Source organism: Siccirubricoccus soli, assembly GCF_024178315.1.
Classification (GTDB): Bacteria; Pseudomonadota; Alphaproteobacteria; order Acetobacterales; family Acetobacteraceae; genus Siccirubricoccus; species Siccirubricoccus soli.
The window spans coordinates 46,689-67,999 of the sequence record NZ_JAMZIK010000015.1 but is presented as its reverse complement, the minus strand read 5'-3'; the positions used below and the strand labels follow the sequence as shown (position 1 = coordinate 67,999).

Genomic DNA, 21,311 nt, shown 5'->3' with positions numbered 1-21,311 from the left:
ACACTTCGCCGCAAAAGGCACGTCTCTCCGGCTGTCATGCGGAGGCTCCTCCCGATCGTTCTTCGGCCGGACGTCCTGGCCCGTGCCGTCCTAATTACGGAACGGGTTGTACGCGTGCAACCAGCCTCGGTCACGCCTTGAACCTCCCGGCAGATCGGCGAAGATGCCCTGCCGGCTCGTCCGGCCAATCCGGGAGGGAAGCATGCAGCTTGCGAATGCGGCCGCGGTCACCGGCGTCGGCGACACGGACTATACGCGCGATGCCGGCGGGCGCAGCGTGCTCTCGCTGCAGCTCGAGGCCGCGCTCAAGGCCATTTCGGATGCCGGCATCCAGCCCCGGGATATCGACGGCATCGTTATGCCCTCGCCCAGCAGCCCCGTCGTCGCCGAGGAGCTGGTCACCAACCTGGGCATTCCAGACCTTCGCTTCTCCACCGGCACGCCGCTCGGCGGCGCGGGGCCGGTGGCCGCGCTGCAATGCGCCGCCGCGGCGATCGCCGCGGGCATCTGCTCGCATGTGTTGCTGACGCTCGGCCGTACCGGCCGGACCGGGCAGCGGATCGGCGCCCGCATCCAGCAGATGCCGCAATTCCGCCTCGTGGGCGAGTTCGAGGCGCCGAGCGGCGCGCTGGCGCCGGCGCAATACTACGCACCGATGGCCCGGCGCCACATGGAGATGTTCGGCACCACGAGCCGGCAGCTCGCGGAGATCGCCGTCACCACGCGGCAGCATGCGATCCTCAACGGCAATGCCCGGATGACGACGCCGCTGAGCATCGAGGACCATCAGGCCTCGCGCATGATCGCCGACCCGTTGCGGCTGTATGATTGCAGCCTCGAGAGCGACGGCGCGGCCGCGGTCGTCGTCAGCGCGGCCGACCGGGCGCGCGATCTCCGCCGGCCGCGGGTCCTGCTCGCGGGCATGGCCGAAGGGCACCCGGATTCGCCAAGCGCCATCACCCAGCGCGGCGACATGACGCGTCTTGGCCTCGCCAAGGCGGCGCCGCGCGCCTTCGCCATGGCGGGCGTGACGCCGGCCGATATCGACGTCGCCGAGATCTATGACTGCTTCACCTACATCGTCCTCTGCCAGATCGAGGATCTCGGCTTCTGCGGCAAGGGCGAAGGCGGCGCCTTCGTCGAGGGCGGCGCGCTCGGGCTGCAGGGACGGCTGCCGGTGAACACGCATGGCGGGCTGCTCTCCCAGGCGCATATCGCGGGGATGAACCATGTGGTGGAGCTGGTGCGGCAGCTGCGCGGGGAGGCCGGCCGGGCGCAGGTGCCGGATGCCGAAGTGGGCCTCGTCACCGGCTATGGCGACCTTGGCGACGGTACGCTCGCCATCATGACACGGGGTTGAATGCGATGAGCCAGACGATGCCCGGCAAGCCCATGCCCGACCCGAGCCCGGAGACCCGGCCCTATTGGGATGGGCTGGCCGAAGGCCGGCTGATGCTGCAGCGCTGCGCCGAGTGCGGCCGCATTCGCCACTATCCACAGCCCATGTGCCCTTCCTGCCATTCCATGGCCGCGGACTGGGTCGAGGCTTCGGGCGAGGCGACGGTGCATAGCTGGACCGTCGCCCATCACCCGTTCCATGCCGCGTTCCGGGCGGAGCTGCCCTATGTGCTGGTCACGGCAGACCTGCCGGAAGGGGTACGCCTGCTGGCACAGTTGCGGGATGCCACGGCGGAGGCGCTGCGCCCCGGCCGCAAATTGCGGATCGGCTTCGAGGCCAATGAGGCAGGGCTGACCCTGCCGGTGCTGCGCCTGGCCGGAGCGTGAGCGTTCCGCGCCCCGGCGGCGGCTCCACTTCAATCATTTTGACCTACCCGGCTTGGTGGGGGCGCCAATAGGTGACATTTGCGCCGCTCTTGGCGAGTGACGCCTCTGCTACGAAGCCTTTCAGGGTACGTCCAGCCTTGCGCCCGTCTCTCCGTTGAGCAGGCGCCGCAGATGGAAATTCGCCAGCGGATCCGCGGGATTGGCGCCGACCAAAGCGGCGAAGGCCGGCAGGGCACCGGCCTCGCCTGCGGCGAGCATCTCGAATGCGATGAGGTAGGCCTGCGTATCGGGCATCTCCAGCCGCTCGCAGGGTAGCAGCTCATAGGCGCGCAGAGGCTCGCTGCGGCCACGTAGCATCATGTCGCCAACCGGTCTGCCGGCGAATCTGGGGGCACGCGCAGCCACGGCAGCACTGGCGCAGATATGTGTCCCCAACACCTTGTTCGCCGCCTCGAGCCGCGCCGCGGTATTGATGGTGTCGCCATGGGCCGCGTAGTCGAAATAGCGCCCTCCGCCGAAATCGCCCACCAGCGCCGGGCCTGAATGCAAGCCGATGCGGGTGACGCCGAGCGCGATGCCTTCCAACCGTTGCTTGGCCCGGAATGCCTCGCAGAAGGCGTCAAGGGCGAGCGCACAGGCGACGGCGCGCTCGGCGTGGTCCGGTTGGTCGCCCGGTGCGCCGAAGAGCAGGTGCAGCCCGTCGCCGGTTCCCCGCATCACCGTCCCGCCGTGTTCGAAGACGATATCCGTCGTACCCGTGAAGTATCCGTTCAGCAGTTCGAGCAGGACCGGGGGATCCACGGTCTCGACCAGGGCGGTGAAGCCTGCAATGTCCGTGAAGAGGGAGGTCACGTCGCGACGCTGGCCGGCCAGGTCCTGCATGCGCCCCTCGGCAGCCAGTTCTGCGGCAAGGTTGGGCGAGAAGTACCGGGCGAGCGCCGCATGTGCCCGCTCCGCCGCCGCGCGCCGGATCCGGGCCTCGCGGGCAGCGGCGACGTGGCGCAGCGTCTTCGCGACGGTCGCCTCGAGATCGGCAAAGTCGATCGGCTTCGTCAGGAAGTCGAAGGCGCCGCTGTTCATGGAGGCACGGATGTTCGTCATGTCGCCATAGGCCGAGACGATCACGGTGGCAACCGGGTTCTCGTCGTCCTGCAGGCGTTGCAGCAAGGTCAGGCCGTCCATCCGCGGCATGTTGATGTCGGCGAGCACCACGCCGATATCGGGATGGCCGGCCACGGCCTGGAGCGCCTCGACGCCATCATGCGCGAAGTGGAAGATGAGGCTGCCATCGCGGACTTGGCGCCGAAATCTCTGCAGGATGAGCGCCTGCAGGTCGGGTTCGTCATCGACCACGAGAACGGCCATCTTCATGGGCATTCCTCGCGGCGCTCGAGCCGCCGTGCCACATCGGCGCGGAGCGCGCAGAAGTCGATCGGCTTCGGCAGAAGCCCATCGGCGCCGCTTGCCAGCGAGCGCCGTTGCGTCTCCGCGTCGCCGTAGGCGGTGATGATGATCACCGGCAGGTCGGGGCGGGCAGCCTTGGTGCTCGAGAGCAGTTCCAGCCCGCTCATGCCCGGCATGTTGATGTCGGAGAGCAGCAGGATGATGTCGTTGCCGGCCGGTGCTGAGAGGATCTCGAGGGCCCGCGATCCGGAGCTGGCGAATGCCAGCTCGAAGCGGCCTGCCCTGAGCTCGCGCCGGAATTGCTGGCGGAAGAGCGCCTCCATGTCGGTCTCGTCGTCGACGACCAGGATCTGCGGGCTCATGCGGCACTCCCGGTTGGCGGAGCGGTTCTGGGCAGGGTAATGACCAGTTCGGTGAAGCGGCCAGGTTCCGTCGTCACCTGGATCGCTCCGCCATGCTGCTTCACGATGATGTCGTGGGAGAGGGAGAGGCCCAACCCAGTCCCTTCGCCAGCGGGCTTGGTGGTGAAGAAGGGCTCGAACATCCGCGCCCGCACCGCGTCCGGTATCCCTGTCCCGTTGTCGTAGACCCGGATCTCGACCCGATTCGGCAGGGCGCGGGTGGCAAGGCGAAGCGTCGGCTGGTAGTCCTCGGACGGGTCCTGGAGCCGCTTCTTGTGGACCGCATAGAAGCCGTTCCCGATCAGGTTCAGCAGCACGCGAGTGAATTCCTGCGGGTAGAGCTCGACGCGGCCGACCGCCGGGTCGAAATCGCGCTCTAGGACGATGTTGAACCCCGGCCTTTCGGCACGCGCGCCGTGGTAGGCCAGGTTCAGGGCCTCGTCGGCCATGGCGTTCAGGTCCACATCGCGCAACTCGCCGCTGCTCTCGCGCGAATGCGCCAGCATGTTTCTGACGATGCTGTCGGCCCGCCTGCCGTGCTGTACGACCTTGGTCAGGTTTCCCCGGATCATGGCGCTCAGCTCGGCGATATCCTCGCGCAGCCTCGGGTCCAGCTCCGTCTCGCCGGCCGCCAAGGCATCCGTCAACTCCTGCGTCAGCTCCATCGTGAGGTCGGCGAAGTTATTGACGAAGTTCAGCGGGTTCTTGATCTCATGGGCAATGCCCGCGGTGAGCTGCCCGAGCGAGGCCAGTTTCTCCGTCTGGACCAGCCGATCCTGGGTGGCCCGTAGCTCGTCCAGCGAGCGGGCGAGATCGAAGGTCCGATCCGCGACCTTGGCCTCCAGCGTTTCCTGCGCTTCCTGGATACGGGCCGCCATCTGGTTGAAGCGCTGTGCCAAGGCACCGATCTCGTCCTTCGAGGTGACGGCGATGCGTAGTCCCAGATCGCCTTCCCCGAGCCGCTGGGCGCCGGCTTGCAATTGCCTGATGGGCACCACCATTCGTCGCGCGAGCCAGGCGCCGAGCAGGAGCGCGAGCAGGATGCTGAGCGCCAGCAGGACCAGCGTCTGGTACAGGGTGCCGACCACCGAAGCGACGACCTCGCGCTGGGGCAGTTCGACGAAGACGAACCAGTTGAGCTTGGGGACATGAGAATAGGCGGAGAGCACCGTGCGGCCGTCCGGGCCGGCGACAAGCTGCCCGGAAATCCCCGATGAATTCGCCCCCGCCTGAAGCGCCTGCGCCACCTGCGGCAGGCGGGACAGATCGGTTCCGCGAAGGACGAGGCTCATATCCGGATGGGCTATCAATTGGCCTGTGGCGTCGGTCACGTAGGCATAGCCGCTCCGGCCGGCCCGAATGGCGGCGACGACGTCCCAGATGAGCTTGAGGTTCACGTTCGCCGAGGTAACCCCGGGCTTGCGTCCGGCATGCGCCATCGAAAGGACCATGTAGGGCTCGGACCCACGCCGGAAATAGATCGGCCCGTACCATATGCGGTCCCTCACGGCCTCGACGAATTGGGGCATTGACGACAGGTCGGCGCCGCTGCCGATCACGTCGGGCTTCAGGCGCGACAACCGGAGCTGCTCGCGCCCTTGGCCATCGATGAACTGTACTTCGTTGATGGCCGGAGCCTGGCGAAGCAAGCGAACGAAATCGTAGCGGCGCTCGTCCGGGCGGTTCAGCGCCCATTCCGCCCGGGTGGTCCACCCCATTTGACTCTCGATCTCGCCGATGAACTGGGCAACGCGGCCTGCCGCGACGAGAGCCTTGTCGAGTTGGGCATCGAGGGCCGAGTTTGTCGCCCGCGTATAGGCGAGCCAGGTATCCGCGGCCCCGGTCGCAACCAACGCAATGGTGACGAGGCCGACCAGTGCGCGGGCGAAGCGTCGTGCGATACCGCTCGGAAGGTAGCGAAACAGCGCGAACCGCGTGCATTGTGCCAGTCCGGACCAAGATCTCGGATGCGGCAACGCCGTTGCGGCGCGCGCTGCTGGGGCCGTCATTCGATCACCTCATCGGCCCTGCCGAGCAGCGATCGCGGGAGCGAGATACCGAACCTCGCGGCCGTTTGCAGGTTGACCAGCAATTCCAGCCGGGTGATCTGCTGCACGGGCAGATCGGAAGGCTTCTGGCCCTTCAGTACGCGTCCGGTGTAGACGCCGGTATGGTGGTGTGACTGTACGAAGTCGCCGCCATAGCTCATGAGGCCGCCGGCTGTTGCGAAGTCCCGGGTCTGCGTAATCGCAGGAACGCCATGGCGGAGCGCGAGCGCAGCCAGGAGCTCGCTGCGGAAGGCGAAGAATGGGTCGGAGGTGAAGACCAGCCCACCGATATTCAATTGGGGCAGGGCAGCGAAAATGGCCTCGAATTGTTCTTCGGCCCTGACCTCCAGCACATGCAACTGCAAGCCGAGGCTGCCGGCGGTGACCCGCAGGGTGCCGAGCTGCGATTCGGCGGTGGGGCTTGTCGGGTTGACGGCGATGCCGATGTCGGCAGCAGCCGGGATTGCCTCGTGGAGGAGTTCCAGTCGCTTGGAACTCGCCTCCACGCTCAGGCTCGACACGCCCGTGAGGTTGCCCTCCGGCCGGTTCAGGCTGCTGACGACGCCGAGGGCGACGGGATCGCCCCCCATCTCGAACACGATGGGAATCGTCCTGGTCGCCGATTTCGCCGCGAGCGCGACGGGAGCGCCGCCGGGCGCTACGATCACGTCGACTCCGCGTTGGACGAGCTCCGCCGCGAACCTAGGCAACCGCTCGTATCGGCCCTCTGCCCAACGAAATTCCATGACGACATTTCTGCCCTCGACATACCCCATTTCCGCGAGGCCAGCGCGGAAGGCGCGCAGACGCGTCATCATGGGCTTGGCCGACTCGTTGCCGAGATAGCCGATGACCGGCAGCGCCGTCCCCTGGGCGCGTCCCGAAGCTGGCCGCAGAGCCGCTGCGCCGAGCAGGGCGAGGTATGCCCGCCGCCTCATGGGACGCTCTCCTCTCGCCATTGCTGTCCGGCGCTAGCCTAGCATTACCTGAGCGGTCTAGTACTCGCGGCGATTGGAGCCCGGCGCCGCTCCATGCGCGACCAACTCACCCATGACGCTTGGCAGTCCGGCGGCGGCCGGCCGAGGCGGCGCTGCTGATGCCGTGCTCTGTCTTTCGGTTGCTTGTTCGCCCGTGAACTCAACCCTGGGGCTGCGACGCGATGCAGGCTGCCTCTGCATGGCGCTGGAGATCGACGCTGAGGCGCCCATCTGTGCAGGCCAAGTGAGTCGTCGGACTTCGGCCGCTGCTCCAGTCGACTCGCCCAAGATCGCGTACGATGGCGGCGTTGCGCCAGCATGCGAGCAAAGGCCGGGACTGGTGCCCTAGGTGTACAGTCCTGGGGTGTCGGTTGTCGCGGCCAAGCCATGGCCGCTCAGCGGCGTCATTCGGAACGGGCGGTAGCGGCAGCGGCCCGCCAACGCCGCTCGGAGATCGCACACGAAAACGCAAAAAACGGGGCCATGACCGCCGCGTTCGCGCCATAGGCCAGTTGTGGACGCCGTCGATGCCTACCCGGCGCGATCCCGCCGGCCGATGAGCGGCTGCGATGCCGGACTGCGCAGCGCCCCATGGGGCAGTGATGGCCTGGCGACATCGAAAAGGGACAGCACATGAGCGGTCAAGCCAACGGTCCTTTCCTGACGACCAGGCAGGGCCATCCCGTCCTCGACAACCAGAGCCTGCGCAGCGTCGGCGAGCGCGGCCCTGCGACGCTGGAGAATTACCAGTTCATCGAGAAGATCACGCATTTTGACCGGGAGCGGATACCGGAGCGGGTGGTGCATGCCCGCGGCACCGGCGCCTACGGCTATTTCGAGGCGAGCGGAAAGATCGGCGACGAGCCGGCAGCGAAATACACCCGCGCCAAGGTGCTGACCAAGGCCGGGCACCGCACCGAGCTCTTCGTGCGCTTCTCCACCGTGATCGGCAGCAAGGACAGCCCGGAGACGGCGCGCGACCCGCGCGGCTTCGCCGTGAAATTCTACACGGAGGACGGCAATTGGGACCTCGTCGGGAATAACCTCCGGATCTTCTTCATCCGCGACGCCATCAAATTCCCGGACATGATCCACGCCTTCAAGCCGGACCCGGTGACCAACCGACAGGAAGCTTGGCGCTTCTACGACTTCGTGCAGCACCATCCGGAAGCGCTGCACATGGTAACCTGGGTGAAGAGTCCCTGGGGCATTCCCGCGAGCTACCGTGAGATGGAAGGATCCTCGGTCAACACCTACAAGCTGGTGAATGCGGAAGGCGTCGCGCATCTCGCCAAATTCTCCTGGGTGCCGAAGCAGGGCGTGCGCAACCTCACCTCCGCCCAGGCGGCCGAGATCCAGGCGAAGGAGGTCGGCCATGCGACCAAGGACCTCTATGAGGCGATCGAGAGCGGGAATTTCCCGGAATGGGATTTCTGCGTTCAGCTCATGGAGGATGGCGAGCATCCCGAGCTCGACTTCGACCCGCTGGACGACACCAAGCGCTGGCCGGAGGATAAATTTCCCCTGCGGAAGATCGGCCGGATGGTGCTGAACCGGAACCCGGACAACGTCCATGCGGAGACCGAGCAATCCGCCTTCGGCACCGGCGTGCTGGTGGATGGCATCGACTTCTCGGACGACAAGATGCTGCAGGGGCGGACCCTGTCCTACTCGGATACCCAGCGCTACCGCGTCGGGGCGAATTACCTGCAGCTTCCGGTGAACTCGGCCAAGGGCGCCCAGGTGCGCACCAACCAGCAGGGCGGGCCGATGGCCTATTACGTGGACCAGGCTGGCGCAAACAAGCACGTCAATTACGAGCCCAGCTCCCAGGGCGGGCTGCAGGAAGCGCCGCGAACCGCGCGGGAATACCATCAATGGGTCGAGGGCCATCTCGGCCGCTACCAGACCACCCGCACGCAGGACGACTACCGCCAGGCGGGCGAGCGCTACCGCAGCTTCGAGGAATGGGAACGCGACGACCTGATTGCCAACCTCGGCCAGGATATGCGGGCCTGCCCGGAGGAGATTGCCCTCCGCATGATCTGGCATTTCTGGCATTGCGACCCTGACTACGGCACGCGGGTGGCGCAGGCGGCGGGCATGGACCTGGAGCGCGCGAAGGCGCTGCCGCCTCTGCCAGGCAAGCCCGCGCCGGGCGAGCGGCGCCAGGGACCGACCTATACGAGCGGCCGGGCGGAGGATCCGCCGGGCACGCAGCCCGGCCAGCCTCGGGCCGCGGAGTAGCAGGCAGGACGGGACGCCAGATGGCCGACGAGACCGCAGCCAGGCCGCAGGAGCTGGACGCCGCGACGCTTGCCTTCGCGGCGCGCGTCTTCGGCTATGCCCGCGGCGGACGGGCACAGGAGCTGGAGGAGCTGCTGGCCATGGGCCTGCCGCCCAACCTACGCAACGAGAAGGGCGACAGTCTCCTGATGCTGGCCAGCTATCATGGTCAGGCGGAAGCCGTGCGGGTGCTGCTTGCCCGGGGCGCGGACCCGGGGCTGGCGAATGACCGAGGCCAGACCCCCTTGGCCGGCGCGGCGTTCAAGGGCGATGCGGAGGTCGTGCAGCTGCTGCTGGAGGGCGGCGCCGCCGTGGACGGCCGGGCCGATGGCGGGCGGACACCGCTGATTCTGGCCGCGATGTTCAACCGCGTCGCCATCGTCGAATTGCTCCTGGCCCGGGGCGCCGACGCGGAATTGCGCGATGCCACTGGCCTGAGCGCCATGGCGGCCGCCAAGGCGATGGGAGCTTCCGACGTGGCCGAATTGCTGACACGCCGGTCCATCGCACGGCGTGACGGATAAGCGGCCAGGGTCAATTGATGCGCGGGCCGAGGCGCCGGATCATCGCCCCGGCCTTCGCGAACTGCCGCCGCGCGGCGGTGGCGTTCAGTGCGACAAAGTTGCACCGATGGGGCCGCGCTCACTTCGGCATCGCGGCCCAGCGTCGTTATGCGGAGATGCGATTCCCGGATCCGCCAGCGCCCTCCGACGGCCCTCAGTCGAACCGATAGACCGCTTCCGCATTGCCGCGGAAGATGGCTCGTCGTTCCGTTTCGCTGAGGCGGCAGGGGAAGGCATAGCGCGGGTCGTCGAAATCCCAGTGCGGATAATCGGTGGCGAACAGCACGCGGTCCCAGCCGATCCGCGACAGCACCCGCCGCAAATCCTCGGGATCCTCCGGCTCCTCCATCGGTTGGGTGGAGACCCACAGATTGCGACGGATATAGGCCGAGGGCGGCTGCTTCAGATGGGGTACCTCCCCGCGCATCTTCTCCCAGTGCCGGTCGAGCCGCCAGGCCAGCACCGGCAGCCAGGCGAAGCCGCCCTCGATCAGGATGATCTTGAGCGTGGGAAAACGCTCGAACACCCCCTCCAGCACCATGCTGGTCACCTGGCACTGCATGGTATGGGTAAGGCCGTGATGGTCCTCGATGTAGAAGGAAGGCCAGCCGGCAGCGGTCGGGGCGTACCCCGCCTCGCCGCCGACATGCAGGCCGATCGGCAGCCCGTGATGCGCCGCCGCCTCGAAGATCGGCCAGTAGCGCGGGCGGCCCAGCGGCTCGGTGCTGCGGGAGGTGAGCTGGACCTGCGCAAAGTCACGGTTGGCGACGCGCCTGTCGATCTCGGCGACGGCAGCCCTCGCATCCTCGAAGGGGATTTGGATGGAGGCGCGCAGCCGCTTCTCCTGCGAGGTGAAGGCCGCCACTTGCCAGTCATTGATGGCGCTGCACAGCGCAGCGCTGAGCTCCAGGTTGCGGACCAGGTTGCTCGGCATCAACGGCTCGAGGATGCCGTATTCGATGTCGTAGAGGTCGAGCAATTGCGCCCGCATGAAGGCGAGGTCGGAGCCGGGCGGGCCGCCATTGGGCGGGAAGCTGTCCCGCCGCGACAGGAAGGGCTGGAAGCGGGGATAGGTGTTGCGCGCCGCGTAGGGGCCACGGCCGAGCTTGCCGTATTCCGCGACATGCTGCCGCCAGCGGGCCGAGAGAAAGGGGTTGAGGTCTGCCTCCGAACGCAGCGAGGGGTGGATGTCGCTGTCGATGATGCGCAGCTTCGTCGCCTGCGCCACGGGGCGCGCTTCGAGGATCTCGCTCATGCGATGCTCTCCTGCAGCCGGGGGTAGGTGGCCAGCGGGTTGTCCAGCATGATCCGCCGCAAGGTCTCGGGCGGAATTCCAGGTGGCAGGACGTGGTCGCCCTCGAACTGCCAATGCGGGTAATCCGTGGCGAAGAGCAGCATGTCATCGGCGCCGATCTGGCGGAGGATGTCAGCCACGGCGGTGGCGTCATCGGCCGGCACGTCGAAGGGCTGCACGGTCAGGCGGACATGCGCGCGGATGATCTCGGCCGGCGATTGCTTCACCCAGGGCACTTCGGAGCGCACGCCGCGCCAGGTCTTCACGCCGCGCCAGAGAAAGCCCGGCAGCCAGCTCACGCCCGATTCCAGCAGCACGATGCGCAGCGTCGGGTAGCGGGCGAAGACGCCTTCCGAGACAAGGCTCAGCAGCTGGTCCTCGAAGATCTGGGACTGGCTGACATAGTCGTGCAGGTAGTGGGAGGGCCAGCCATTCGAGGTCGGGGCATAGCGGAACATGGAGCCCGCATGCAGCCCCACCGGCAGCCCGTGCTTCTCCGCTGCCGCCCAGATCGGCCAGTAATAGCTCTTGCCGTAGAGCAGCTCGGCCGCTGCCGGCAGCAGGATCTGGACGAAACGATGGTCGCCGGCGAGCCTCTCGATCTCCTCCACCGCCAGATGCGGCGCCTGGGCCGGCACCACGATGGAAGCGCGCAGCCGCGGATCCGCCGCCAACCATTCCGCCGCGATCCAGTCATTGATGGCGCTGCAGATCGCGGCACCCATGGTCTCGCTGACCGCCACCTGGCCGCCATAGAGCGTATTGCAGATGGCGAAGCGGGTGCCGAAGCCATCCAGCGCCTGGGCGCGGAGCTGAGCCAGGTCGGTGCCGGGCTTGCCGCTGGCCGGCCGCCAATCCGGGCGGCAGGTGATCGGCGCCCCGGGCGGGTAGCTGGCCAAGTCGAAGCCATCCATGCCGCGGCGGACGAAGGAGTCCTGCCAGAACGCGTTCATGTAGGGCAGCAGCGTGGCGATGCCGGGCACGCCAGGATGCAGGTCGCAATCGATGGCGCCGCGCGTGACGGGGTTGGTGGTGGTCTGATTCGGCAGGATAACGTTCATGCCTCGCTCCTCACCCGCGCCGGATGCCGGCACGACGCAGGCTGCGCTGCCAATCCGCCGCCACCGCATCCAGCGCCTGCTTCGCCGACTTCTGGCCCTGCAGCGTCTCGGAGATGCCGCTGCGCAGCGCCAGTTCCAGTGTATCCCAGGCCGGGTGGGCAGGTGTCGGGAATCCGGTCTCGATTGCCGCCGCGGCCACCGGCGGCCAGCCCAGCTTCGCCACCATGTCGCTGTCGCGCAGCACCGAGCCGCGCGGCGGCGCATTGCCACGCTCCATGGAGCGCAGATGCCACTGCTGGCTGGTGGCCATGCGGATGAACTCGATTGCCCAGTCGGCATTCCGGGTGTAGCGCGGCACCGCCAGGAAATGCCCGTCGATCCAGGTGCGGCTTTGGTCCTTCGCGGTGTGGCCCGGGACGGTGTCCCAGGCCCAGCGGCCGGCGGTGCGCGAATTGGCTGGGTCGTTGATCAAGGTGCCGTAGGGCGCGAAGGTCTGGGTCATCACATAGCGGTCGCGCTGACCGCCGGCGATGATCTCGTCGTATTCCCAAGTGGTGACCTCGGGCGGCACGACCTTATGCTTCACCATCAGGTCGGCGTAGAATTGCAGCGCCTCCACCGCCTTCGGCTGGTTGATGAAGACCTCGCCGGTCTTGAAATCGACAAGCTGTGCGCCGGCGGAATAGAGCCAGGAGGCGAGGCTGGTATAACTGCCCGATCCCTGCTTGCCCATGATGCCGAAGGCGTAGCGCTCGGGTGGCGCATTCACCGCCAGCGCAACGCGTTCGAACTCCGCGAAGGTTTGCGGCGCCTGGGCGAAGCCGGCCTGGGCCAGCAGCGCCTTCTGGTAGTGCAGGATGCCGGTGGTGATGCGGTAAGGGATGCCGACCAGCTTGCCGTCATAGGTCGCCGCGCGCTTGCTGCCGGCGAGGAAATCGTCCCAGGCGAAGTCGCGGTCGCGCTGCGCGATCTTCGCCACCACCTGCTCATGGTCCAGCAGATGCGGTGCCATCCAGCCGGCCATGCCGACTGACCATTGCGCAATGTCGATGCCGGTGGAGCCGGCGCCGAGCTCGGCCTTCAGCCGGGCCCGCCAGGCGTCCACCGGCAGCATGGTGAACTCCACCCGGATGCCGGTCTCGTGCTCGAAGGCTGGGGCGACCTCTTCCATCAGGGTGCGCTTCCAGCCGCCCTGGTTCTCGCCGATATAGACCAGCTTCTCCGGCCGCGGCTGCGCCCGGGCGGGGGCAGCGAGCAGGGCCGTGGCGCCCAGCGAGGCCTGCAAGGCGCGGCGGCGACTCATCCCGTCCATGGTCGTTCTCCCGTTGGTTGCGCTTGCCGCATCGGCGCCGCTCATCCCTTCACCGAACCCGAAGAGAGGCCGGCGACGAGGTGGCGCTGCGCCATGAAGGAGAAGACGATCACCGGCAGGATCACCAGCATGCCGGACGCTGTCATGGCACCCCAATCCACGCCGGAATCGCCGCCGGAGAAGCCGGCCATCAGCACCGGCAAGGTCTGCGTCGCATTGTTGGTGAGCACCGCGGCGAAGAGGAAGTCGTTCCACGCCAATTGCAGGCAGAGGATGCTGGAAGCGACCATGCCCGGCCGCGCCAGCGGCAGCACCACGCGCCAGAAGGCGGCGGTGCGGGTGGCGCCATCGATCCAGGCGCTTTCTTCCAGCTCCTTCGGCAGATCCTCGAAGAAGCCGCGCATGATCCAGACCACCAGCGGCAGGCTAAAGGTGGTGTAGGCCAGCACCACGCTGAGCCGCGTCGTCGCCAGGCCGAGCCTGGTGAACAGCACGTACATCGGTACCAGCACTGCGATCGGCGGCAGCATGCGCATGACCAGCAGGCCGAAGAACAGGAAGGCGCTGCCACGGAAGGGAAACCGCGCAAAGGCATAGGCCGCCGGCACGCCGACGCCGAGCGAGAGCAGCACGGCAGAGGCGGAGACGATCAGCGTATTGAGAAAGGCCCTGAGGAAATCCGCTCGCGACAGCACGTCCAGATAATGCTCGAGCGTCGGCCACCACAGGTAGAGCGGCGGATTGCTGAAGATCTGCGGGCGGGTCTTCAGCGAGAGCCCCAGAACCCAGAGCAGCGGGAACAGGAACGCCGCCGCCAGCAGCGCCAGCGCCAGGTAGACCAGTGCCGCCTCCAGTTTGCGGGTGCGGCGGGAGCCGGTGACGATGGCCATCAGTTGGCATCCCGGCGGCGGATCACCGTGATGAAGACCAGGCACATCAGCATCGACATCACCAGCATCATCCAGGAGGCCGCGGCGCCGAGGCTGAAATCGAAGCGCACGAAGGAGACGAGATAGGTGAACATCGACAGCACCATGGTGCTGTTGGCCGGGCCGCCGCCGGTCATGGCGTAGATGTTGTCGAAGGCGCGGAACTCGAAGATGGTCCGCAGCAGCAGCGCCACCAGCAGGTAGGGCCGCAGCAGCGGCAGGGTCACGTGGCGGAACATCTGCAGCCGGCTGGCGCCGTCGATCGCCGCCGCCTCGCCGGGCTCGCTGGGCAGGGAGCGCAGCCCGGCCAGCAGAATCAGCGCGACGTAGGGCGTGCTGTGCCAGACATTCACCAGCCACACCGCCGCCAGCGCGGTGCCCGGCATGCCGAGCCAGACGATGCGCTCGCCGATCCAGTGATTGAACACGCCATGGCTGGGATCTAGGAGCAGCTTCCAGCACAGCGCGCCAACGATCGGCGTGATCATCATCGGCACGATCAGCGCGGTGCGGAAGGCACGCATATGCGGCAGGTCCATGTTCAGCAGTAGCGCGATGCCAAGACCCAGCCCGAGCTGTGCCGCGACTGCTGCCGCCGTGAAGCCGAAGGTGATGCCGAGGCTGCCGAGGAAGACCGGGTCCTCCAACAGATCCTGGTAGTTTGCCCAGCCGACGAATTCGCCGCCCAGCAGGTCCTGGCTGAGCGACCAGCCGGTGAAGCTGAGATAGAGCGAGAAGAGCAGCGGCAGGCCGAACACCAGCAGCATCACCACGAAGGTCGGCAGCACCGCCAGGGGCGTGAACCAGCGGTCATGCGAGCGGCGCGCCGCACGGCCGGCGATGCGCGCCGGGGCTGGGATTGCCAAGCCATGCGGGGCAGCCCTGCTGCTCTCGCCCATGCGACCTTCCTCCGCGTTCCGGCTGGCGCCGGTTATCGTTCAGGCAGGCGTCAGACCTCGACGATGAGGTAGTCCTCCTCCACCGCTATGGCGACCGTTTCCGCCACGTAGGGGCCCTTCACCAGCGCCTCGCCGGCGGCGACCTCCACCGGAACCTGCTTCGTTTTGATCCGCGACGGCTCGCACCAGGACTGCCCGGTGCGCACGTCGAATTCCCAGCCATGCCAGGGGCAGCGGATGATCTCGCCCTGGCGGGACACCTGGTAGTCGCCGGGGGTATCGGCGGTCATCAACCCGGTGAGGTCGCCGGCGCAGAGCGGCGCGCCCTGGTGCGGGCAGCGATTCATCAGGCCGAAGAACTCGCCGCCCAGGTTGAAGACCGCGATGGGCCGGCCCTTCACCGTTACCAGCTTCCGTTCGCCGGGCGGCAACTCGGCCACCCGGGCGACGATGTGCTTGCTCATGCCCGGCATTCTCCAGGGTTCATGATGCCGGAAGCCTAGCGAGCGGCATCGCCGCGCGGCAATCCAAATCTCCGGCCGGGTTCACTTGTCCAGCCACATCGTGTCCATCCTCACCACGTCGTAGATGCCGAAATATTCGTAGGGCACGTGCCCCTTCACGTAATTGTACCAGCCATCCATGATCTTCTCCCACGCCACCGGCAGCAGCGGCGGGTTCTGTTCCATGATCGCTTCCGCCTGGCGGATCAGGCCCAGCCGCTTCTCGCTGTCCACCTCGCTGTCGATCTGCGGCAGCAGCGGCTCCAGCTTCGGGTCGGACCAGTTGGAATAGTTCTGGGAGCCGCCTTCCTTGTACCAGGCATTGAAGTAGTCCGAAGGATCGAGCAGGGTGGAGACGACGGCGCCGATCGCCAGATCATAATTGCCGGACCGTACGTCGTCGAACCACACGGACTCGACCACGGAGCGCAGCCGGCATTCGACGCTCAGCGCCTGCTGCAGCATGGCCTGGATGGCCTGCGCCCAAAGCTTGAAGCTGGCGACGTCGCGCACGATGAGGTCCAGCCCACGGATGCCGCGGCCCTGGCCCGCTGCGGCCATCAGCGCCTTGGCCTCGCGCACCGCCGCCGTGGTGTCGGTCTGGTAGCCGATGCGCTTCACCAGCTCGGCGCGCGGCGTGGCGAAATCCGAGAAGGGATAGATGAAGCCGCCAACCATCATCGGCGCGACATCCTTCACCACCTCCACCAGCACGTTCTTGTCTAGCACCAGGTGCAGTGCGCGACGCACCCGGGGATCGTCCAGGGGCTTTTTCTTGGCATTGACCCAGGTGGCCTGGATCACGCTCTGGTAGAAATCCGCCCCGGACATGCCGGGCGTCGCCCGCGCCCGGCGGTTGGAGACGGGGTCCATGATGCGGGCGTAATCGACGCGGCCGGAGAGCAGGGCCGAGCCGAGCTCCGGCGAGAAGGGCAGCGCGTGGTAGAATTCGAGGCCGTCCAGGTAGGGCAGGCCCTTGTTCCAGTAATTGGCGTTGCGCTCCATCACCCACACCTCGTTTTCCACCCGCCGGACGGAGCGGAACGGGCCGGTGCCGGGGATGTTGACGACGCGGCGCAAATTGTAGCCGTTATCCTCCAGCGTCTTCTTGCGGAAGATGACGTTCCAGCCGCTGGCGAAGGCGCTCATGATGAAGTTGGGCGGGCGCGCCTCGGCCAGCTTGAACTCGATGGTCCGTTTATCCCTCGCATTGATCTCGCTGACTGCGGCGAACAGCGTGCTGCGCGGGATGCTGACGCCGGCGGGCGGCCTGACGATGCGATCATAGGTCGCCTTCACATCCTCCGCCGTCAGCTCCGCGCCGTCGTGGAACTGTACGCCCTCGCGCAGGTGGAAGGTGTAGGTCTTGCCGTCCGGCGCGATCTGCCAGCTATGGGCGAGGTCGGGGATGATGGTCTTGCCGCTGTCGCGCGGGTCGCGGCGGATCAGGTTGTCGAACATGCAGCCCTGGGCACCGAGGCTGTTGATCGTGCCGGATTGATGTACGTCGAAATGCGGTGGGCGGCTGGTGATGGCGTAGCGCAGCACGCCGCCGCGCTTCGGGTTCGGCTCCGGCGCGGCGAGCTGGAACCGCGACCCATCGAATTCCAGCGGCAACTCGGCCGATCCGGCCTGGCCCGGCAACAGGCCAAGCGTGCCGAGGGCGGCAGCGGCTTCCAGGAATTGGCGACGGCCGAACGCCGTGCCCGGCGAACCATGGCGCTTCATTCTGTCCTCCCTGCAGCCGGCGTGCGCGTTATGTGCATCTGCCGACGACGGCCTGCCGATCGCCGTTGAGATCGGGCAAGCGACAATGATACCGTCGCGGCAACAGGCTATACGCCGGCCCCGGGAGGAGTCACGCTGTGAATCGAATCGTGCCGCGCGATGTCGCGAGCGATGGCGGGATCGTGCCGGCGTCCTCCGAGATCGTGCTCGAGATCGACCGGCTGCAGACCGAATTCCGTACGCCTGCCGGAATCATCCGGGCGGTGGATGGCGTCTCCTGCAATGTCCGGCGTGGTGAGACGCTCTGCGTCGTCGGCGAATCCGGTTGCGGCAAGAGCGTCACCGCCCTCTCCGTGCTGCGGCTCATTCCCAGCCCGCCCGGGCGCATTGCCGGCGGGCAGATCCGCTTCGAGGGAAGCGACCTGCTGGCGATGAGCGAGGTGGAGATGGAGCGCATTCGCGGCAACGAGATCTCCATGGTCTTCCAGGAGCCGATGACCTCGCTCAACCCGCTCTACACCATCGGCCGTCAGGTCGGCGAGGCGATCGCGCTGCACCAGGGCCTCTCGCGGCGGGAGGCGATGGACCGCGCCGTGGCGATGCTGCAGCGCGTCGCCATCCCCGACGCAGCCAGCCGCGCCGCCTGCTATCCGCACCAGCTCTCCGGCGGCATGCGACAGCGGGTGCTGATCGCCACGGCGCTGTCCTGCCACCCGAAGGTGCTGATCGCCGACGAGCCGACCACGGCGCGCGACGTGACCATCCAGGCGCAGATCCTCGACCTCATCCGCGAGCAGCGGGAGACGCTGGGCACCGCCGTCGTGCTCATCACCCATGACATGGGCGTGGTCGCGGAAACCGCCGACCGCGTGGTGGTGATGTATGCCGGCCGCAAGGTCGAGGAAGCCAATGTCGCCGACCTGTTCGACCGGCCGGCGCATCCCTATACGCGCGGCCTGCTCGGCTCCATCCCGGATATCGAGGGCGCGGCGCGCAGCCCGGGCCGCCGGCCACGGCTGACCGAGATCAAGGGCATGGTGCCCTCCCTCGCACGGCTGCCGCCCGGCTGCAGCTTTGCGCCGCGCTGCGGCCTCGCCACAGCCGCGTGCCGCGAGGCGGCGCCACCGCTCCTCGAGCATCGCCCCGATCACTGGGCCGCCTGCTGGCACGCGGAGCGGGTGCTTGAGGGAGTCGTGGCATGAGTGCGACGGCGCCGCTGGTCGAGGTGCGCGACCTGCGGAAGCACTTTCCCGTCCGGCGCGGCTTGTTCGGCACCGGCAGCGGCCAGGTGCATGCGGTGGATGGCATCTCCTTCGCGGTCGCCCCGGGCGAGACGCTGGGCCTGGTGGGCGAGAGCGGCTGCGGCAAATCCACCGCAGGACGCGCATTGCTGCGGCTGGTGCAGCCGAGCGAGGGCGAGATCCGCTTCCGCGGGCACGACATCACCCGGCTCAATGAGCCTGCCATGCTGCCCTATCGCCGCAGTATGCAGATGATCCAGCAGGACCCGTACGCCTCGCTCAACCCGCGCATGACCGCCGGCGAGATCGTCGAGGAACCGCTGGTGATCCACCGCATGGGCAGCCGTGTGGAACGGCAGGAGCGGGTGGTCCAGCTCTTCGAGCGCGTCGGTCTACGTCCGGAACAGCGCCATGCCTATCCGCATGAATTCTCCGGCGGCCAGCGCCAGCGCATCGGCATCGCCCGGGCCCTGGCGCTGAGCCCGGCGCTGATCGTCTGCGACGAGCCGGTCTCGGCGCTCGACGTCTCGATCCAGGCGCAGATCATCAACCTGCTGACCGATCTGCAGGAGGAGCTCGGCCTTTCCTACCTGTTCGTCGCGCATGACCTGGCGGTGATCGAGCATATCAGCCACCGCGTGGCGGTGATGTATCTCGGCCGCATCGTCGAGCTGACCGACCGCACCAGCCTGTTCGAGACGCCGCTTCATCCCTACACCGAGGCGCTGCTATCGGCCGTGCCGATCGCCAGGGTTTCGGCACGCGGCCGCAAGCGGGTGGTCCTCTCTGGCGACGTGCCCAGCCCGGTGAACCGGCCGAGCGGCTGCCATTTCCACACCCGCTGCCCCTATGCGCATGCGCGCTGCCGCCTTGAGGAGCCGGCGCTGCGGGCGGTGCGCGACGGCCATCTGGTCGCCTGCCATCTCCACGATGCCGGGCCGGCCCTACCGCTGGCGCGGCCGCATTAGACGGAGCCGCGCAGCCTCGGATCCAGCAGGTCGCGGATGCCATCGCCTAGCAGGTTGAAGGCGAGCACCGTCAGGGTGATCGCCAGCCCGGGGAACAGCACCAGCCACCATGGTGGCACCAGCCCGGCATTCAGGCTGTCGGCCAACATGTTGCCCCAGGTCGGCGTCGGCGGCGGGATGCCGACGCCGAGGAAGCCGAGCGAGGCCTCGATGATGATGGCAACGCCGAGATGCGCGGTCGCCAGGATCAGATAGGGCGCCACGCATTGCGGCAGGATGTGCCGGAACATTAGCCGGCGGTTCGAGGCGCCCAGGCCGCGCGCCGCCTCGACGAAGGGCATCTCCTTCACCGACAGCACCACCGAGCGGATGACGCGCCCGCCGAACGGGATGCGGGTGATGGCAATGGCGACGATCACCGTGCCAGTGCCGGCACCGAGCGCCATCGCGATGGCCATCGCCAGGATCAGGTCCGGGAAGGACTGCATGAACTCCATGGCGCGCTGGCTGTAATTGTCGAAGCGCCCGCCGAAGAAGCCGCAGGCCAGGCCCCACAAGGCGCCGGAGGTGGTGCCGAGCAGCACGGCGGCCGCCGCCACGGCCAGCGAAGTCTGGCTGCCGTGGATCACCCGGCTGAACACGTCGCGGCCCACCTGGTCGGTGCCGAACAGCCCGGCCTCGCCGGGCGGCTTTCCCATCTGGCGAAAATTCGCCATTAGCGGGTCCTGCGGCGCGATCAGCGGGGCGAACACCGCAACCAGCACGATGGCGGCGGCGACGACGCCCCAGAAGGCGGAGAGCGGCGAGCGGCGGGCGAACCGCGTCAGGGTGCTGCCGATGCGGCGCAGCAGCCCCGGCTCGGGCGGTGCGGCGATGGTGGCGGCCGGCTGGGTGGCGCTCATCGGAAGCGGATCCTCGGGTCGAGCCAGGCGATCAGGATGTCGATCACGATGTTCAGCGCGACGAAGACGATGGCGTAGAGAAAGACCAGGTTCTGCATGACGAAGATGTCGCGCTCGCTGACCGCGGCGAACATGGCGGAGCCCAGCCCCGGCGTGCCGAAGGCGCGCTCCACCGGGATGGAGCCGGCAAGCACGAAGCCGAGCAGCACGCCGGACAGGGTGATGACCGGCAGCAGCGCGTTCGGCAGCGCATGCAGGCTGATGACGGCGCGGCCGTTCAGCCCCTTGGCCCTGGCGGTGCGCACATAGTCCTCGCGGATCACCTCCAGCAGGCTGGAGCGTGCCATGCGGCTGATATAGGCGGCCTGGCCGAGCCCGAGCACCACGGCCGGGCCGATGATCATCTGCAGGGTGGTCCAGGGATCGCTCAGCAGCGAGGCGCCGGTCAGCGGCGCGCGATAGCCGAAGGCGAAGAGCAGGCCGAGCACCACCAGCATGCCCAGCCAGAAGCCCGGCACGGCAAGGAACAGGATGCTGAGGAAGCGGGCGATGTTGTCGCCCAGGCTGTTGGGCCGCAGCGCGCTGATGATGGCGACCGGGATGCCGACCACCCAGGACAGCACAACCGAAAGAAAGGCGATCTGCGCGGTCAGCGGGCCGCGCCGCAGGATCATCTCGGCCACGCTCTCGGAACGGAAGAAGGAATGGCCGAGATCGCCGCGCAGGATGTCCATGACCCAGCGCAGGTATTGCACCGGCAGCGGGTCGCTGAGCCCGAGCTCGGACATGAAATGGGCGCGCTGCTCCTCACTCAGCCGCGTATAGCCATCGGCGCCGAAGATGGCGATCAGCGGATCGCCGGGCAGGATGCGCATGATGACGAACACGACGATGGACACGCCGAGGACGGTCAGCGCGCCGAACAGCAGCCGCCGGAGGATGTAGGAGGCCATCAGCCTGTTCCGGACAGGGCTGGGCCGAGCTCGTCCTGCGCCATTCGGCGTCGTCCT

At 67.6% G+C, this 21,311-nt stretch carries 19 protein-coding genes; 6 read left to right on the top strand and 13 right to left on the bottom strand.

The features are described from left to right. Positions 1-202 precede the first annotated feature (202 nt). Both NJ376_RS02775 and NJ376_RS02770 read left to right on the top strand, forming a co-directional pair. Positions 203-1,360 carry a thiolase C-terminal domain-containing protein gene (locus tag NJ376_RS02775; RefSeq protein WP_252951711.1) on the top strand — a complete coding sequence of 386 codons (1,158 nt, stop codon included), beginning with the start codon at positions 203-205 and terminating at the stop codon, positions 1,358-1,360. Positions 1,361-1,365: 5 nt separating this feature from the next. After that, on the top strand, positions 1,366-1,785 hold the full coding sequence (locus tag NJ376_RS02770) for a Zn-ribbon domain-containing OB-fold protein (RefSeq protein WP_252951710.1): 420 nt from the start codon (positions 1,366-1,368) through the stop codon (positions 1,783-1,785). Between the two features lie 120 nt (positions 1,786-1,905). Here the strand turns inward: NJ376_RS02770 and NJ376_RS02765 are convergent, their stop codons facing one another. The 4 genes from NJ376_RS02765 to NJ376_RS02750 are packed head-to-tail and all read right to left on the bottom strand — an operon-like array spanning position 1,906 to position 6,576. Continuing rightward, entirely contained in the window at positions 1,906-3,156 is a 1,251-nt protein-coding gene (locus NJ376_RS02765; protein ID WP_252951709.1) for an adenylate/guanylate cyclase domain-containing protein, read from the bottom strand. Continuing rightward, on the bottom strand, positions 3,153-3,551 hold the full coding sequence (locus NJ376_RS02760; protein WP_252951708.1) for a response regulator: 399 nt from the start codon (positions 3,549-3,551) through the stop codon (positions 3,153-3,155). Before NJ376_RS02760 ends, NJ376_RS02765 begins: the two co-directional genes overlap by 4 nt. Further along, the gene (locus NJ376_RS02755; RefSeq protein ID WP_252951707.1) at positions 3,548-5,599 is read right to left on the bottom strand and encodes a sensor histidine kinase; all 2,052 of its coding nucleotides are present in this window, start codon (positions 5,597-5,599) and stop codon (positions 3,548-3,550) included. The genes NJ376_RS02760 and NJ376_RS02755 overlap by 4 nt, the downstream gene beginning before the upstream one ends. Beyond that, positions 5,596-6,576 (bottom strand): ABC transporter substrate-binding protein, encoded by a 981-nt coding sequence (locus NJ376_RS02750; RefSeq protein ID WP_252951706.1) that lies wholly within the window; start codon positions 6,574-6,576, stop codon positions 5,596-5,598. The genes NJ376_RS02755 and NJ376_RS02750 overlap by 4 nt, the downstream gene beginning before the upstream one ends. 672 nt (positions 6,577-7,248) lie before the next feature. Between NJ376_RS02750 and NJ376_RS02745 the strand changes: the two genes are divergently transcribed. Next, on the top strand, positions 7,249-8,862 hold the full coding sequence (locus NJ376_RS02745) for a catalase (RefSeq protein ID WP_252951705.1): 1,614 nt from the start codon (positions 7,249-7,251) through the stop codon (positions 8,860-8,862). Positions 8,863-8,882: 20 nt separating this feature from the next. Continuing rightward, a complete protein-coding gene (locus tag NJ376_RS02740; RefSeq protein ID WP_252951704.1) occupies positions 8,883-9,425 on the top strand; it encodes an ankyrin repeat domain-containing protein in 543 nt (180 codons plus the stop codon). 193 nt (positions 9,426-9,618) lie between these two features. On the opposite strand, the gene NJ376_RS02735 is transcribed toward NJ376_RS02740, so the two are convergent. From NJ376_RS02735 to NJ376_RS02705, 7 genes are all read right to left on the bottom strand, one after another. Then, on the bottom strand, positions 9,619-10,719 hold the full coding sequence (locus tag NJ376_RS02735; protein WP_252951703.1) for an amidohydrolase family protein: 1,101 nt from the start codon (positions 10,717-10,719) through the stop codon (positions 9,619-9,621). Next, a complete protein-coding gene (locus NJ376_RS02730) occupies positions 10,716-11,819 on the bottom strand; it encodes an amidohydrolase family protein (RefSeq protein ID WP_252951702.1) in 1,104 nt (367 codons plus the stop codon). Before NJ376_RS02730 ends, NJ376_RS02735 begins: the two co-directional genes overlap by 4 nt. Before the next feature lie 10 nt (positions 11,820-11,829). After that, entirely contained in the window at positions 11,830-13,131 is a 1,302-nt protein-coding gene (locus tag NJ376_RS02725) for an extracellular solute-binding protein (protein WP_252951701.1), read from the bottom strand. A 41-nt stretch (positions 13,132-13,172) separates the two neighbouring features. Further along, positions 13,173-14,021, bottom strand: coding sequence for a carbohydrate ABC transporter permease (locus NJ376_RS02720; RefSeq protein ID WP_252951700.1), 849 nt, complete (start codon positions 14,019-14,021; stop codon positions 13,173-13,175). Continuing rightward, the gene (locus tag NJ376_RS02715; RefSeq protein ID WP_252951699.1) at positions 14,021-14,959 is read right to left on the bottom strand and encodes a carbohydrate ABC transporter permease; all 939 of its coding nucleotides are present in this window, start codon (positions 14,957-14,959) and stop codon (positions 14,021-14,023) included. Before NJ376_RS02715 ends, NJ376_RS02720 begins: the two co-directional genes overlap by 1 nt. A gap of 50 nt (positions 14,960-15,009) precedes the next feature. Next, positions 15,010-15,423: a Rieske (2Fe-2S) protein gene (locus NJ376_RS02710; RefSeq protein ID WP_252951698.1), complete on the bottom strand. Its 414-nt coding sequence runs from the start codon at positions 15,421-15,423 to the stop codon at positions 15,010-15,012. 81 nt (positions 15,424-15,504) lie between these two features. Then, positions 15,505-17,190, bottom strand: a complete 1,686-nt coding sequence (locus tag NJ376_RS02705; protein WP_252951697.1) for an ABC transporter substrate-binding protein — start codon at positions 17,188-17,190, stop codon at positions 15,505-15,507. A 146-nt stretch (positions 17,191-17,336) separates the two neighbouring features. Here NJ376_RS02705 and NJ376_RS02700 point away from each other — a divergent pair, with 146 nt between their 5' ends. Then, a complete protein-coding gene (locus tag NJ376_RS02700) occupies positions 17,337-18,392 on the top strand; it encodes an ABC transporter ATP-binding protein (protein WP_252951727.1) in 1,056 nt (351 codons plus the stop codon). Further along, entirely contained in the window at positions 18,389-19,399 is a 1,011-nt protein-coding gene (locus tag NJ376_RS02695) for an ABC transporter ATP-binding protein (RefSeq protein ID WP_252951696.1), read from the top strand. The genes NJ376_RS02700 and NJ376_RS02695 overlap by 4 nt, the downstream gene beginning before the upstream one ends. Here the strand turns inward: NJ376_RS02695 and NJ376_RS02690 are convergent. After that, positions 19,396-20,301, bottom strand: coding sequence for an ABC transporter permease (locus NJ376_RS02690; protein ID WP_252951695.1), 906 nt, complete (start codon positions 20,299-20,301; stop codon positions 19,396-19,398). The two genes, NJ376_RS02695 and NJ376_RS02690, sit on opposite strands and share 4 nt — an antisense overlap. Next, positions 20,298-21,254: an ABC transporter permease gene (locus tag NJ376_RS02685; RefSeq protein WP_252951694.1), complete on the bottom strand. Its 957-nt coding sequence runs from the start codon at positions 21,252-21,254 to the stop codon at positions 20,298-20,300. The genes NJ376_RS02690 and NJ376_RS02685 overlap by 4 nt, the downstream gene beginning before the upstream one ends. Positions 21,255-21,311: the final 57 nt, after the last annotated feature.